This window comes from Pseudomonas sp. H3_E07 (genome assembly GCF_054668895.1).
On record NZ_CP162795.1, the window covers coordinates 478920 to 492925 of the forward strand.

The 14006-nt window shown below is 62.4% G+C and carries 11 protein-coding genes and 1 pseudogene; 2 read left to right on the plus strand and 10 right to left on the minus strand.

Going from position 1 to position 14006, the window contains the following annotated elements; all coding sequences use genetic code 11:
* Positions 1-4 precede the first annotated feature (4 nt).
* Complete coding sequence (locus tag AB4O08_RS02015; protein ID WP_010211182.1) at positions 5-1510, minus strand: serine hydrolase domain-containing protein; 1506 nt, start codon at positions 1508-1510, stop codon at positions 5-7.
* 141 nt (positions 1511-1651) lie between these two features.
* Here AB4O08_RS02015 and AB4O08_RS02020 point away from each other — a divergent pair, with 141 nt between their 5' ends.
* Positions 1652-2530: a GntR family transcriptional regulator gene (locus AB4O08_RS02020; protein WP_010211184.1), complete on the plus strand. Its 879-nt coding sequence runs from the start codon at positions 1652-1654 to the stop codon at positions 2528-2530.
* A gap of 170 nt (positions 2531-2700) precedes the next feature.
* Here AB4O08_RS02020 and AB4O08_RS02025 read toward each other — a convergent pair whose 3' ends face one another.
* The 6 genes and pseudogenes from AB4O08_RS02025 to AB4O08_RS02050 all read right to left on the minus strand — a co-directional run bounded on the left by AB4O08_RS02025 (position 2701) and on the right by AB4O08_RS02050 (position 9853).
* Positions 2701-3939 carry an OprD family porin gene (locus AB4O08_RS02025; protein WP_460114859.1) on the minus strand — a complete coding sequence of 413 codons (1239 nt, stop codon included), beginning with the start codon at positions 3937-3939 and terminating at the stop codon, positions 2701-2703.
* Positions 3940-4095: 156 nt separating this feature from the next.
* The gene (locus AB4O08_RS02030; protein WP_021493324.1) at positions 4096-5724 is read right to left on the minus strand and encodes an ABC transporter ATP-binding protein; all 1629 of its coding nucleotides are present in this window, start codon (positions 5722-5724) and stop codon (positions 4096-4098) included.
* 78 nt (positions 5725-5802) lie between these two features.
* A pseudogene (locus tag AB4O08_RS02035) lies at positions 5803-6582 on the minus strand (ABC transporter permease); the annotation flags it as partial.
* Positions 6579-7520: an ABC transporter permease gene (locus tag AB4O08_RS02040; RefSeq protein ID WP_010211189.1), complete on the minus strand. Its 942-nt coding sequence runs from the start codon at positions 7518-7520 to the stop codon at positions 6579-6581. The gene AB4O08_RS02040 and the pseudogene AB4O08_RS02035, both read right to left, overlap by 4 nt.
* A 13-nt stretch (positions 7521-7533) precedes the next feature.
* Entirely contained in the window at positions 7534-9090 is a 1557-nt protein-coding gene (locus tag AB4O08_RS02045; RefSeq protein WP_010211190.1) for an ABC transporter substrate-binding protein, read from the minus strand.
* Between the two features lie 256 nt (positions 9091-9346).
* Complete coding sequence (locus tag AB4O08_RS02050; RefSeq protein WP_010211191.1) at positions 9347-9853, minus strand: GNAT family N-acetyltransferase; 507 nt, start codon at positions 9851-9853, stop codon at positions 9347-9349.
* A 180-nt stretch (positions 9854-10033) separates the two neighbouring features.
* Here AB4O08_RS02050 and AB4O08_RS02055 point away from each other — a divergent pair, with 180 nt between their 5' ends.
* Positions 10034-10903 (plus strand): undecaprenyl-diphosphate phosphatase, encoded by an 870-nt coding sequence (locus AB4O08_RS02055; protein WP_010211192.1) that lies wholly within the window; start codon positions 10034-10036, stop codon positions 10901-10903.
* A gap of 74 nt (positions 10904-10977) precedes the next feature.
* Here the strand turns inward: AB4O08_RS02055 and AB4O08_RS02060 are convergent, their stop codons facing one another.
* The 3 genes from AB4O08_RS02060 to AB4O08_RS02070 are packed head-to-tail and all read right to left on the minus strand — an operon-like array spanning position 10978 to position 14004.
* Complete coding sequence (locus AB4O08_RS02060) at positions 10978-11934, minus strand: Dyp-type peroxidase (protein WP_029529177.1); 957 nt, start codon at positions 11932-11934, stop codon at positions 10978-10980.
* Between the two features lie 50 nt (positions 11935-11984).
* On the minus strand, positions 11985-12803 hold the full coding sequence (locus AB4O08_RS02065; RefSeq protein ID WP_010211194.1) for a sugar phosphate isomerase/epimerase family protein: 819 nt from the start codon (positions 12801-12803) through the stop codon (positions 11985-11987).
* 1 nt (position 12804) lies between these two features.
* Positions 12805-14004 carry an NAD(P)/FAD-dependent oxidoreductase gene (locus AB4O08_RS02070; protein ID WP_154973647.1) on the minus strand — a complete coding sequence of 400 codons (1200 nt, stop codon included), beginning with the start codon at positions 14002-14004 and terminating at the stop codon, positions 12805-12807.
* Between the last annotated feature and the right edge of the window lie 2 nt (positions 14005-14006).

Sequence of the window (14006 nt, forward strand, 5' to 3'; positions counted from 1 at the left end):
CTCCTTAAAGCGGGATTCGTGAGCCGATCAGGGTCGGGCGTTGCAGGGCACCGGCGTTGGTGTTGACGCCCCGGTCGAAACGCAGGCGCCCGTCTTGCACGCGGCCGGTAACGTGGTCGCCAAAGGCGGTTTCGACGAAGCGCCAGTCCATACGTAACTCACCTTCCGTGGACCAGCAGGCCTGCGCGACCACGGCGGTCTGTTCAGGCTGATACTGGTGGTGCAAGTAATTGCCGGTGAGGCTGGTGAGGGTCTCGATCGGCTGTCGGAAACCGGCGCGCACGTGATGAGTGCCGCGATGATCCACCAGGGTGAAATCGCAGTAATCCGCCTGGAAATCGAAGGCCACTTCGCGCACGCCATCCTCATTCGGTTCAATGGCGAAACGGCCCTGCAGTGCACGGCTGGCGGGCGAGCTTTGCAAACCCTGCAGCGTCGGCAGGCGCAGGCCGTCGATCAGCGCATCCAGTTGCGCCTGGCTGGCATTGGCATCAACGGCGGTACGCCCCAGCGCCGGGAACAGGTGCTGCCACAGCGCCGCGTGCAAGCGCTTTTCCCCCAGGCGCAGGCCGCAGGTGAAGACAATCACCGTGTCCTGTTCCGGCAGCACCATGCACTGCTGGCCGAACACGCCCGAGGCGTAATAACCGCCGTGTTCGGTCATCCACCATTGGTAGCCATAGCCTTCACGCTGGGCTTCATTGGCTTTGTTCTTGTCGCGCGGCAGGTACTGCTTGCCGTCGAACTCACCCATCCACACGTCCTGCACCTGATTGCGCGTGGCCTCACTGACCCACTCTGGCGACAGCAACTGGCGCCCTTGCCATTGGCCGTGGTTGAGGTGCAACACGCCAAACTTCAACGAATCTTCGCTGGTGCAACTCAAGCCATTGCCTCCAGAGTTGAACCCACCGGGAGCCAGGTCCCACTCCAGGTGATCGAGGCCCAGATAGTCGAGGACGCGCGCCTGCAACAACGCGTGCATCGTCTGCCCAGTGACCTGGGTGACGATGGCCGACAACATGAAACTTGACGCACTGCTATAGATAAACGACTGCCCAGGTGGCTCGTCCACCGGCTCATTGAGAAAGGCTTCGACCCAGCTGCTTTGCAGGTTGCGCCAATCGCCGCCAGAAATGCCACGGGTGTGACCGGTGCGCATGGTCAGCAGGTCTTCCACGGTCATGGCCGCCAGGTTGGCGCTGATGGGTTGCGGGCACAGCTCGGGAAAAAAGCTCACCACCTTGGCATCGAGGCTCAAGCGACCGTCGTCGATCAACAGGCCGATCGCCGTGGCCGTCCAGCTCTTGGTGGCCGAATGCTGCACGTGCAGGCGATGCGCCGAATAGGGCTGCCAGTACGCCTCGGCCACCACCGCACCCTGGCGATACAGCAGGAAACTGTGCAGCTCTAGGCCTTGCTCGGTCACGGCCTGGAGGAAGTCAACAACGCCGGCCGGGTCGACGCCGCGCTCATGGGGCAAGGCTCTGGGCAGCGGGATGTAGGTCATGATGGGTCCTCAATGATGTTTTTATATTTCAAATAGTGCAGATAAAGTTTTATTCGCTGCGGACCTGATGTATTTGAGGCCCCTATAATTCAGTTTTTCCGGGTATCCTTGCCTCCCCTGTCACAGGAACGACCTCGCACCATGTCCCAACTCACCTCGCTGCAGACCAAAGTCGCCGGCCAGATCCTTGCCGCCATCGCCAGCGGCGACCTGCAACCCGGTCTGCACCTCAAGGAAGTGGAACTGGCCCAACGCCTGGGCGTCTCGCGCTCGCCCATTCGCAGCGCACTGGCGTACCTGGCCGAACAGAAAGCCATTGAGCCGCTGCCGCAACAGGGCTATCGCGTACCGCTGGAAACCACCGAAGGCTTGGCGCAGCACTTCACCGAGCTGCACAACGAAGAGGACGAGTTGTACACGCGGCTGATCGACGACCGTCTGAACCAGGTGCTGCCCGACCAGATCTCCGAGAGCGACCTGCTGCGCCGCTATGGGGTCGGCAAAAGCGTGCTGCGCCGCTGCCTGTTGCGCCTTTCCGACGAAGGCGTGATGCAACGCAAGCACGGGCACGGCTGGCAGTTCCTGCCGACGCTGAATAGCCCGCAGACTCGCTTCGAGAGCTACCGCTTCCGCATGCTGCTGGAGCCAGCCGGGTTGCTGGAGCCGACCTTCAAGATCAACCCCGAACAATTCCGTCGTTGCCGCGAACGCCAGATGGAACTGCTGGAAGGCAAAGTCGATGGGCAACGCTTTATCGAATACAACGCCGAATTCCACGAACTGTTGGCGGCGGCATCGGGCAACGGCTACATCCTGCAGGCGATCCAGCAGCAGAACCGGTTGCGTCGACTGACCGAGTTCCACACCGTGAACAATCAGGAAAGGGTCAAGGTCTCGTGCTGTGAACACCTGGCGATTCTGGATGCCCTGGAGCAAGGCGATAACGAATGGGCGTCGACGCTGCTGCATCGACACCTGGATGTGGCGAGCAAGTTGCGCGTGGCACGCAACAAGGGATGAGGGGCGCGCCCCCATGCCCCTGACGGGCCCGACCCGGCCTCGAAGCACGCTCGAAACCGGCCAGACCTTAACCACACACGCAACCCCTGTCGCAATGGACATGTACACCGACAGACCGCCATCGCAGGCAAGCCAGCTCCCACACTCACACCACGTCGCCCCCACTTTCATTACCAAAGCGCCACGGTATAACCGACAATCACCCGGTTCTCATTCATATCCCGTAAATAGTTAGCCTTGCTCAACCCATTGCGCCAACGCAACGACACCCCTTTCAGCGTTCCAGACTGAAACACATACCCCAAATCGATATCCCGCTCCCACTCACGTCCCTCCCCCGCAAACCCCTTCACCTGCGCCTGATCACCCTTGGCCCAACGCGTTGAAAACGTCAGCCCCGGTACACCCAGCGCCGCAAAATCAAAGTCATAGCGCGCATGCCAGACCCGCTCATTGGTCTGCGAGAAATTACTCAACTGATACTCGGAAAACAGATAGGTATTGGTCCCGTCCACATAAGTAAACGGGGTGTCCCCATATTGCTCCTGATACCCCCCACCCAGAGTGTGTCCCTTGTAGCTGAACATCGCCCGCGTACTCAGCGCACGGTTATCCACCTTGCCCGCCAAGCCAGCACCGGACTTGTCCGCATCGAAATAACGGATATCCGTCTTGAGCGTGCCACCGCCCAGGGCGAAGCTGTTTTTCAGCCCTACGAAATGCTGCTGGTAGATATCCTCCAACTGCGCAAAGTGGTAGCTCAACGTCATCCCCGGCGTGAGCTTGTAATCGCCACCGGCAAAGCGGAAACGATCACTCTTGGCGGTGCTTTTGTAGGCACCGCTCTGGCTGGTCAGCCCCATGTCTTCGTATTCGGTGGATTCGCGCTGCTTGGTGTGGTCGATCTGCCCGCCGATCAACGCCAGCCCGGCGATGTCCGTGGACGTCACCTGAGTGCCCCGGAAGGTCTGCGGGAACAGTCGGCTGGTGTTGGGCTGCAAAGTCGGCAGGTCCGGCAGCAGGTAACCGCTGCGCAGCTCGCTCTGGGCGAAGCGCACCTTGCCGGTCACGCCGTACTTGGAATACTCGTCATGGGCGCGCTTGGAATAGCTCGGCTTGCCCGGCGTGGCATCGTTGTCCCTGGACAACAGGCCGGAGCCGGAGCGGTCCGGGCTGGAATCGAGCTTGAGGCCGAGCATGCCTACCACGTCCACACCAAAGCCGACGGTGCCTTCGGTAAAGCCAGACTTGAGGTTGAGGATAAATCCCTGGGCCCATTCCTCACGCTTGGATTGCCCGGCGTCTTCACGGTAATCGCGGTTGAAGTAGTAGTTCTTGAGGTCCAGATCTGCCTTGCTGTCCTTGATGAAGTCAGCCTGGGCCGGGGCACACAGCAGCCCCCCGCTCATGAGGCCGACGCCCTTCAAGATCAGGTTGAGAGTGTTGTTGTGCATGTTCTTGGCTCCTGGCAGTCGTTATGGGTGAGTAGGTCTTATTGTTTTTCTGGGCACGACATTCCCCATCGCGCAGACGTGAGGGTCTGCGCGCCGGGTGAAATCAGGGGTTTAAATGGCCGGTCGTATTCGGTAGCCACCGTCCGGCAGTTGCTCCAGCGGGCTGGCGGCGGCCAGCAGTTGCCGGGTGTACGGGTGCTGCGGGTGATCGAAGATCTGCTCGCGCGCGCCCACTTCCACCACATTGCCCTGATGCATCACCGCAACCCGATGGGCAATGCGCTCCACCGCCGCCAGGTCATGGGAAATGAACAGGCAGGCAAAACCGTACTGCGCCTGCAGACGTTCGAACAGTTCGAGGATCTGTTTCTGGATAGTCATGTCCAGCGCCGAGATCGGTTCGTCGGCAATCACCAGTTGCGGGTGTCGCACCAATGCCCGGCCAATGGCGACGCGCTGGCGCTGGCCGCCGGAGAGCTGGTGGGGGAAACGCTCGACAAACTGCTCGCCCAGGCCGATGTCCTTGAGGGTTTGCGTTACCCGTTCACGGCGCTCGGCGGCATTCAGGCCAGGTTCGTGGCGCAACGGTTCGGCGAGGATTTCTCCGATTTTCATCCGCGGGTTCAGGGACGAATAGGGGTCCTGGAAGATCATCTGGCATTGCAGGCGATGGGTACGGTTGGCGGTCTTGAGGATGTCCACGCCTTTGAAGCGGATCGAGCCGGCACAGGGTTTGATCAGGCCCACCAGGGAACGCCCGAGGGTGGTCTTGCCCGAGCCGCTGCCGCCCACCAGCGCCAGGGTTTCGCCGGGGGCGATCACCAGGCTGGCGGAATGCACCACGCGGGTGTGCTGACGCTTGCCCCAGAACGTGGTCGGCCCAGGGTGTTCGATGCACACCTGATCCACTTCAACCAAAGGCTCGTTGCTGACCGGCAAAGGCGCCAGCACGCCCCGACGCGGCAACGCTTCCAACAGCTGGCGGGTGTACTCGGCCTTGGGCGCGAGCAGGATGTCTTCGATGCTGCCCTGCTCCACCGCCTTGCCGTGACGCATCACCACCACCTTGTGGGCGTACCGCGCTACCAGCGACAGGTCATGGCTGATAAACAGGATCGCGGTGCCCTGCTCGCGGGTCAGTTCGAGCATCAACTCGATCACGTCCAGTTGCGCCAGGCAGTCGAGGGCCGTGGTCGGTTCGTCGGCGATCAGCAAGGCCGGGCGCAGCAGCATCACCGAGGCCAACATGATGCGCTGGCGCATGCCACCGGAGAATTGGTGCGGATAGGACTCCAGGCAGCGCTCGGCGGCCTTGATGCCGATACGGCGCAACATGGTCAGGCAACGTTCGCGGATTTGTGGAGGGTCGAGGTCGGTGTGCAGCTTGAGCGCTTCGCTCATCTGTTGGCCGATTTTCAATGCCGGGTTGAGCGACACCATCGGTTCCTGGAACACCATGCCGATGCTGGCGCCGCGAATCGCACGCAGCGCTTCAGTGCTGACACTCGCCAGGTCACGCCCCTGGAAATCCAGACGTCCGCCGCACACTTGCATCGGCAACGGCAGCAGGCCGATGGCCGCGCGGGCAGCCATGGTCTTGCCGCTGCCGGACTCCCCCACCAGCGCCACGATCTCACCCGGCGCGATGCTGAAACTCAGGTCATCCACCGCCAATGGGCCGTGTTCGCCCACACGGATCTTCAGGTGTTCGACGTTCAACAAAACAGGATCGGCGGACATGTTCACTTCCTCATCCGGGGGGTCAAGACGATCACGCAGGGCGTCGCCAAACAGGTTGATCGCCAGCAATGTCAGGCAGATAAACAGCCCGGGGAACACCCCCAGCCAGGGTGCCGAAGCGATGTACGGCCGGCTGCTGGCAAGCATGTTGCCCCAGGTCGCCGCCGGCGGCGGTACGCCCAGGCCGAGGAAGCTCAGGGCGCTTTCCGACAGCAGCGCCCAGCCGAACATGCTGGTGGCCAGCACGCATAATGGCGCCAGGCAGTTCGGCGCGATGTGCCGCAGCATGGTGTACAGCTCGGAGTTGCCGATCACCCGCGAGGCTTCGATGTACTCCAGCTCACGCAGGGACAGTACGGTGCCGCGCACCACGCGCACCACCGACGGCGTGTAGGCGATGCCCAGGGCCAGCACGATGCCGTACTTGCTTGCGCCGATGATCGCCATGATGCCCAGCGCCATGAGGATGCCGGGAAAAGCCAGCAGCGCGTCGTTGAACATCATCAACACGCGGTCAGTCCAGCCGCGCAGGTAACCGGCAAGCATGCCAATCAAGGTGCCTGCCAGCACGGCAACGCTGACCGTCAACAGGCTCACCCACAAGCTGGTGCGCGCGCCGATCAACAGACGGCTGAACACATCGCGGCCAAATTCGTCGGTGCCCAGCCAGTGGGCAGCCGACGGGGCCTGGAAGCGCGACATCAGGTCGATCTTCAGCGGGTCGAACGGTGACCACACCAGCCCCATCAACGCCAGCGCAATCAACACCACCAGCAGCCCGCCACCGATCAAGGCGTTGGCCGGCGCCCACACGCGCCGACGCTTGGCCGCTACGGGCACGGCAATAGTCGAACTCATAACTTCACCCTTGGATCGAACAGCGGATAGAGCAGATCCACACACAGGTTGACCAGCACGTAGATAAAGGTGATCAGCAGCAAGCAGCCCTGCAGCACCGGATAATCGCGGGCGAAAATCGCGTCCACCATCAGCCGGCCGATGCCTGGCAGGGTGAACACGGTTTCGAGTACCGCGATGCCACCCAGCAGGTTGCCGAGAATCAGCCCCACCAGGGTCCAGGTCGGCGCGAAGGCGTTGGGCAACGCGTGTTTCCACAACACCGCGCGCTCCGACAAGCCCTTGGCCCGGGCATGGGCGATGTATTCCAGGCGCAGCACTTCGATGGTGCTGGCCCGCGCCATGCGGGTGATCGCGCCGACTTCCACCAGGGTCAAGGTCACCACCGGCAGCACCATGTAGCTCATGGCTTGCCACGGCGCCTGGGAGAAACTGACGTAGCCCACCACCGGCAACCAGCCGAGCTGGATGCCGAACGCGTGCAGCAACAGCAACCCGAGCCAGAAGCTGGGGATCGACAGCAGCAAGGTCGCGATGGACACCAGCCCCAGGTCGAGCGCGCTGTTCTGTTTCCACGCGGCAATCAGGCCAATGGGCACCGCGATCAGCGTGGCGAACAGCACAGCCACCAGCACGATGGTCGCGCTGACGCTGAAGCGGTCGAGAATCAGCGGCAACACAGCCTGCTTGGTGCTGATGGAAAACCCCAGGTCAAAGCTCAACACGGCCTTGAACCAGATCAGAAACTGCGTCACCAGCGAGTGATCCAGGCCGAGGGTGTGGCGCATGTCAGCCAGGCTTTGCGGGTCGGCCATGTCGCCGAGCATCAGCAGCGCCGGGTCACCCGGAATCAGACGGATCAGCGCGAACACCATCACTGAGATCAGCAACAGGGTGGGGACCGCCATGGCCAGTTTTTGCAGGATAAAACGCAACATGCTGGAGGCCCCGTTATTGCGCCGCGAGGCTGACGCCCCACAGCCGTGGCGACGACACCGGCCACGAATGGAAGCCCTTGACGCTGTCACGCAGCGCTGCGGCGACCGTGCCGTTGTAGATGATCACCATCGGCGTGTCGTGGATCATCATGGTGTGCAACTGGTCGAACAGCGCCTGGCGCTTGGCCGTGTCACTCTCGCGCACCGCGTCACGCAGCACCGCCTGGGCCTGTGGGTTGTCCCAGACCTTGCGCGGTTCCTTGGTCTTGTCGCCCATCAGCGAGTCGAAGCTGGTGGCCGGGTCCAGGCGCGAGGAGTAAGAGAACGCCATCATCTGGTAGTTGCCACTCTGGTAGCGTTCCAGTTGGGTGCCCCATTCCAGGGTTTCCATCTGGATGTTCAAGCCGCTGGCCACGGCCATCGCCTGGCTCAGCAGGCCCATGTCGAACATTTGCGAATAGCGTTTGTTGACGATCATCTTGATCGGCTGGCCGTGGTAGCCGGCCTCTTTCAACAGGCGCTGGGCTTCCTGCGGGTCATAGCGATAACCCTGCTTGGCGGTGGCGCTGTAGAACGGACTGGTTTGCGGGATCGCCGAGTTGTTCGGCTCGGAGGTGCCGTTGGAGAGCGCAGTGACCATCTGCCCGTAGTCGAGGGAATGGGCGATGGCCTGACGGATGCGCACATCCTTGAGCAGCGGGTCGTTGGTCTGGAACAGCAGGCCGCAGATGGCCATGATCGGGCTGAACGAGATCTGCACACCCGGCGTGGATTTCAGCTCTTGGGCGTCGCTGGCGCTGACGTTGGGCAACAGGTCGATGTTGTTGGACATCAAGGCGGCCTTGGCCGACGAAGGATCGGGAATCACCATGAAGCGCACGGCGTCGACCAGGGCGGTCTTCTTGCCGGTAAAGCCGTCCGGCCCGGCGTCATCGCGCGGGCTGTAGTCCTTGAAGCGCGACAGCACTACGTACTGTCCGGGCTTCCATTCGCCGAGGCTGAACGGGCCGGTGCCAATCGGCGCTTTCCAGCTGCCGTCCGCCGCCAGCGAGTCGGGGTGCAGGATGCCGCTGCCACCACAATCGGGGCGCGCCATCGAGGCCAGGAACAGGCCGCTGGGCTGGTCGAGGTGGAAGACAACCGTGAGGGGGTCCGGGGTGTCGATGCCGGTGATTTTCGCCCCACCGCGGCCATCGAACTCTGCCAGGCAGCGCCATTGGGTCTTAGGGTTGAGGTAGCGTTCCCACGTCCACTTGACGTCCTGGGCGGTCAGCGTCGCACCGTTCTGGAAGTGCACCCTGTCGCGCAAGGTGAAGGTGTAAGTCATGCCGTCGTCAGAGCGTTTGACCTCGCGGGCCAGCAACGGGCCGACGGAAGCGTCTTCACGGTGGGCCACCAGGCCCTCGACGATGTGCAGCATCACCGTGTCGGTATTTTCGTCACGGTTGACGCCGGGTTCGGTGCTACGGATATCGGCGTTCAGGCCGACACGCAAGGCGGTCTCGGCCTGCGCAAGGCCGGCGCCCAATGCAAGGGTGACGCACAGCGTTCCATTGAGTAAGCGATTCACGGGAGATGTTCTCCTTCGCTGAAAAGACCGGCCAGGGGCAGGAGCCGGCTTCAAGCCTGTGTTAGGTCGTTGTTGTTATGGCCTGATCGAGATCAGTACCGCGGATGTTTTTGTTTTTTTAAATTCGCCTGAACATATTCACAGCAAGCATCATCCTTGTAAATGTTTTTTTAAGCATATAAAAACATTAGCAGCTAAATCACAGGCAAAAAAAAGAGGCCGAAGCCTCTTTCAGGGATGAGCCGGCGCGCGTCAATCAGTGCAACGCCGCCCGCGTAATCAGGTAACTCACCAACTGCGGGTCATCCTCCAGCTCAATCGTCTGCACCGGACGCGGCAGGTTATCCAGCACCGTGCGCCAGAACGCCTGGGACACTTCGTCCTGATCATAGAAGCGCACCAGCCAATCGGCTTCGCCGCTGCACAGCACCTGGCTGGCGATGGCGCGGCCGATGCCTTTGCGGCGATAGCGCTTGAGGACGAACACGTCGGCCAGCTCCAGGGCGTCGATGCCCGGCAGCTCGCTGCCTTCGATCAACAGGAAACCAGCGATATAGCCATCCACCAGCAGCAGGTTGGCGCTCCATTGCGGGTCCTGCCAGTAACGGCTCAGGTGTTCGTCATGGATATAGAAACGGCCATCGGCCTCGACATCCTCCTGTTCCCAGTCAGAAGATTCATAGGCGTAGTACTGGTAAAGATTGCGGATCAGCTCGGCGTGCTCCGGGCCGGTCTGGATCAATTCGACGGTGACTTCGGGCATGAGACTCTCGGTGAAAAAACACAGGGCGCCATTGTTCACAAAACCTGGGAGCAGGCCAATAGAGCGGCCAACCTTTCTACTTGCTGAACCGATTGCAAATAGGTGTTGCCTGCCCCAACCCCCTGAAACATTTCGAATAAACTCCGCGAAATTGCCTCCCCTCTTTCAAGGACACGTATTGTGAGCAACGTCTGTTCCGCCGGCCTGGATGTAGGTTTTGCCTCCCTGGATTACCTGCAGATCTTCATCCTGGGCGTGATCCAGGGCATTACCGAGCTGCTGCCGGTGTCGTCCACCGCCCATATGCGCGTAGTACCCGCCCTGCTCGGCTGGCAGGACCCCGGCTCGGCGTTTTCCGCGGCCATGCAATTGGCGGCGCTGGCGGCGGTGGTCAGTTATTTCTGGCGCGATGTGCGCCAAGTGACCACCGGCAGCATCGGCGCGGTACGCCGAGGTGACTACAACGACCGCTGGTTCAAGCTGGCGGTGGCGATTGTGCTGGCGACCATCCCTATCGGCATTGCCGGCCTGGTGCTGTCTTCGACCCTGAATGCGTGCAACTCGCCGTTGCGCGGGCTGATGGTGATCGGCATTTCCTGCGTGGTCATGGCCGTGCTGCTGGCGGTGGCCGAAGTGCGCGCACGCCATACCCGAGAGGTTAGTGAGATGCGCCTGCGGGATGCGTTGATCGTGGGCATTGCACAGATTGGTGCGCTGATTCCGGGCGTCTCACGTTCCGGCTCCACCCTCACCGCCGCGCTGTTCCTCAACTTCAAGCGTGAAGAGGCCGCGCGGTTCTCGTTCCTGCTCGGCCTACCGGCCATCGCCCTCGCCGGCCTGAAGGAGCTGTGGGTGCTGTTGCATGCCGATATGCCCGCCCATGCCTGGCCCCATTTGCTGTTCGGCCTGGTGGTCGCGAGCATCTCGGCGTTCTTTGCGATCTGGGGCCTGATGAAGTTCCTGGAGCGGTTCTCCACCTGGCCGTTCGTAATCTATCGCGCGTTGCTGGGGATCTTCCTGATCGTGGCAGTCAGCACCGGCTTGCTGTAGGCGCGAGCTTGCCCGCGAAGCACACAAGGGCGGCGCCGCGTTATCGTTGATGACCCTCGCGAGCAAGCTCGCGCCTACAGCTTGCGCTCGGCCAGTTCCTCCAGAAGGTCGGCCGAAGGCACGAAAAACAGGCCGCCGGTGACCGCCGTGCTGAAGTCCAGCAGGCGGTCATAGTTACCGACCGGACGGCCGACGAACATGTTTTCCAGCATCAATTCCAGAGGCTCCGGCGAGCGCGCATAGCCGATGAAGTAGGTGCCGAACTCGCCTGCGCCCGGCCGGCCGAAAGGCATGTTGTCCCGCAGGATCTTCACTTCCTCGCCGTTCTTGTCGGTGATGACCGTCAGCGCGCTGTGGGAATTGCTGGGCTTGGTCTCTTCGTCCAATTCGATATCCGACAGCTTGGTACGCCCGATCACCTTCTCTTGGGCCTCCACTGTCAGGCTGTTCCAGGCGGTCATGTTATGCAGGTACTTCTGCACCAGTACGTAGCTGCCGCCTCGGAATTCGTTGTCTTCATCACCGACGATGGTGAACCCCACGGCCTTGCGCCCCACCGGGTTCTCGGTGCCGTCGACAAAGCCGATGATGCTGCGCATATCGAAATAGCGGAAACCCTGGACCTCATCCACCACCTTCACGCTGTCGCCCAGGGCCGCCATCACGTGGGTGGCCAGTTCGAAGCACAGGTCCATCTGTTCGGCGCGGATATGCAGCAGGATATCCCCCGGTGTCGACACGGCTTTGCGCCCTTCCACACCGAACTCGCGAAATGGGTGCAGCGCCGCCGGGCGCGGTGCACCGAACAGTCGGTCCCACGCGTCCGAGCCAAACCCGCAGACGCAGGTCAGGTTGCCCGCTGGCACCCGCTTGCCCACCGAGCGCACCAGCCCGGCGAGGTCCGCGCACCAGCCACGCACCTGGTCTTCACCGCCGGGGGCGACGGTGGCAACCATGAAAATCGCGCTACTGGTGATGGGATGGCAGACAGATTGCGGCTCAAGGGGCGGCTGAACGGAGGATGGCGTCATGGTGAAAGTCCAGGCTAAAGGGCGAGATTGAACCCGCGCAGATTAGCAGATCATTTCCGACAGCTTTCCCACACTTCACGAATCAACGCCTGCATCTTCAGCGCTTCTGCCCAGCGCTCACTGATTTCGCGACCGTCCGCGCCGGTAATCGCATAGGGCGGCGGGCCCAGTTCGCAAGTAAAGGCCAGGCTCTGCGGTGTGTCGGGCCGGGTCAGCCAGTCTTCGATCCCGTAGCGCCACCACTCGGTAAAACGCCGTACCCAGGCTTGATGCTGGGGAAAGTCCAGGGAGACCTGCACCTGTTCGCTGCTGGCGACGCGGCCGTGGAAACCCCAGCTGTGGCGCAGAATTTGGCGAATCTGCTCGTCGTCCTCAGCGGCGCCAGGCTCGGGCAGTTCACGCCCGACCACGTAGTGGGACAGGTCGGCCAGCAGTTTCAAGTCGGGCATCTGTGCCAGCAAGTCGAGGGTGAACAGCAGGTCATTGGTGAGCCGATAACGGTGGGTTTCCAGCAGCACCGGATAGTCCACCTGCTCGGCCAGGCGCTGCCAGCCTTCGACCAATCGGGCCGCCTCGGATTGGGTACGCGGGCGTACGTCGGCTTGCAGGGTGAGGTGGTGGCAGCCGTAGCCGCTGATCACATCCAGCGCGGCCGCCAGGTCGTCCACCGTTTGCGGAAACAACTGGCCTTCGATCTGCAGGCCCCTGGCCGTGGCGGCGGCGTGCAGGCGCGCGACCTCAGCGGGCTTGAAGTAATGGTCGGTAATGCCGTCGAAACCGGCGGCCTTGATGCGGTCGAGTTGGGCATCGAGCGAACCGGGTTCAGTTTGCATGGCCCACAGCGATTGGAACACCAGGAATTGGCGCATATCAGCCTCGCAGCAGGTGTTTGAGGGACAGCTCGGGGTCGGCCAGGCTGGCGGGGGCCAGCGACAGGTGTGCGCTGATCAGGCGTTCGCAGAGCTTTATGTCCTTGGCCACGCTGTTGCCCGGTGCCCAGCCGCAGGCACCTTGCAAGCGCTGATCGGCATCCAGGTAGAACAGCAGCATGCCACCGCTCGCCAATGGGCGGCTGACCATCAAGGGTGTAATCACACCCACGGTCTGCACGCCCCAGTCGTACTGGTCGGACCAGAAACCGGGGAGTGCCTCGAACGGCAGCTCGCGACCCAGCAGGTTCAGCGCCGCATGCCGCCCCTGGGCCTCGGCGTTGCGCCAGGTTTCCTGGCGCTGGTATTCGCCACCCAAGCGAAACTCGCACACGTCACCGGCGGCATAAATGCCCGGCGCGCTGGTGCGCAGGTGGCTATCGACGCGAATGCCCTGCCCTACTTCCAACCCCGCCGCTGCGGCCAATTCGACATTGGGTTGCATGCCGATGCCAACCACCACCAGGTCGCAGGGCAAGCACTGCCCGTCCACCAGCCACACAGCGTCGGCCTGGATGGATTCCAAGGCCACATTCAAGCGAACGTTGACCCCGTGCTGACGATGCAGCGTCAGCAGCGCCTCGCTGATGACCGGCGGCAACACCCGCCCCGCCAGGCGCGGGCCGGCTTCGAGCAGCGTCACCTCGCAGCCCAGGCCACGTGCCGTCGCTGCCACTTCCAGGCCGATAAAGCCACCACCGACCACCACCAGCCGCGTACCAGCCTTCAACGCACTGCGCAGGGCCAGCGCCTCGTCATGGGTGCGCAGGTAAAGCACATGGGCCTGCTCCTGGGGCAAGCGTCGCGCCCGGCCACCAGTGGCCAGCAGCAGACCGGCATACGGCAGCCACTGGCCGTCGGCGAGTTGCAGGCGATGCTGCTGCGGCTGCAGATGCGTCACTGGGTTACCCGCAATGTGCTCGATGCCCAGTTCGGCCAGGCGTGCGCGGTCGCACAAGCTGTATCCGGCCAGGTCCGCTGTGCCCTGCAACAGGCCTTTGGACAACGGCGGCCGCTCGTAGGGCAAGTGCGGTTCATCGCCTATCAGAATCAGGCGCCCGGTGTAGCCTTCTTCACGCAAGGTCAGTGCCGCACGGCCACCGGCATGGCCGGCGCCGACGATGATCAGAGGGGCGTTCATCA

What these genes read in the sequence shown, in the direction of transcription:
- AB4O08_RS02020 (WP_010211184.1), top strand. Translation starts at nt 1,652, where the DNA reads ATGTCCCAACTCACCTCGCTGCAGACCAAAGTCGCCGGCCAGATCCTT.
- AB4O08_RS02065 (WP_010211194.1), bottom strand. Translation starts at nt 12,803, where the DNA reads ATGCGCCAATTCCTGGTGTTCCAATCGCTGTGGGCCATGCAAACTGAA.
- AB4O08_RS02070 (WP_154973647.1), bottom strand. Translation starts at nt 14,004, where the DNA reads ATGAACGCCCCTCTGATCATCGTCGGCGCCGGCCATGCCGGTGGCCGT.
- AB4O08_RS02025 (WP_460114859.1), bottom strand. Translation starts at nt 3,939, where the DNA reads ATGAGCGGGGGGCTGCTGTGTGCCCCGGCCCAGGCTGACTTCATCAAG.
- AB4O08_RS02015 (WP_010211182.1), bottom strand. Translation starts at nt 1,510, where the DNA reads ATGACCTACATCCCGCTGCCCAGAGCCTTGCCCCATGAGCGCGGCGTC.
- AB4O08_RS02060 (WP_029529177.1), bottom strand. Translation starts at nt 11,934, where the DNA reads ATGACGCCATCCTCCGTTCAGCCGCCCCTTGAGCCGCAATCTGTCTGC.
- AB4O08_RS02030 (WP_021493324.1), bottom strand. Translation starts at nt 5,724, where the DNA reads ATGTCCGCCGATCCTGTTTTGTTGAACGTCGAACACCTGAAGATCCGT.
- AB4O08_RS02040 (WP_010211189.1), bottom strand. Translation starts at nt 7,520, where the DNA reads ATGTTGCGTTTTATCCTGCAAAAACTGGCCATGGCGGTCCCCACCCTG.
- AB4O08_RS02050 (WP_010211191.1), bottom strand. Translation starts at nt 9,853, where the DNA reads ATGCCCGAAGTCACCGTCGAATTGATCCAGACCGGCCCGGAGCACGCC.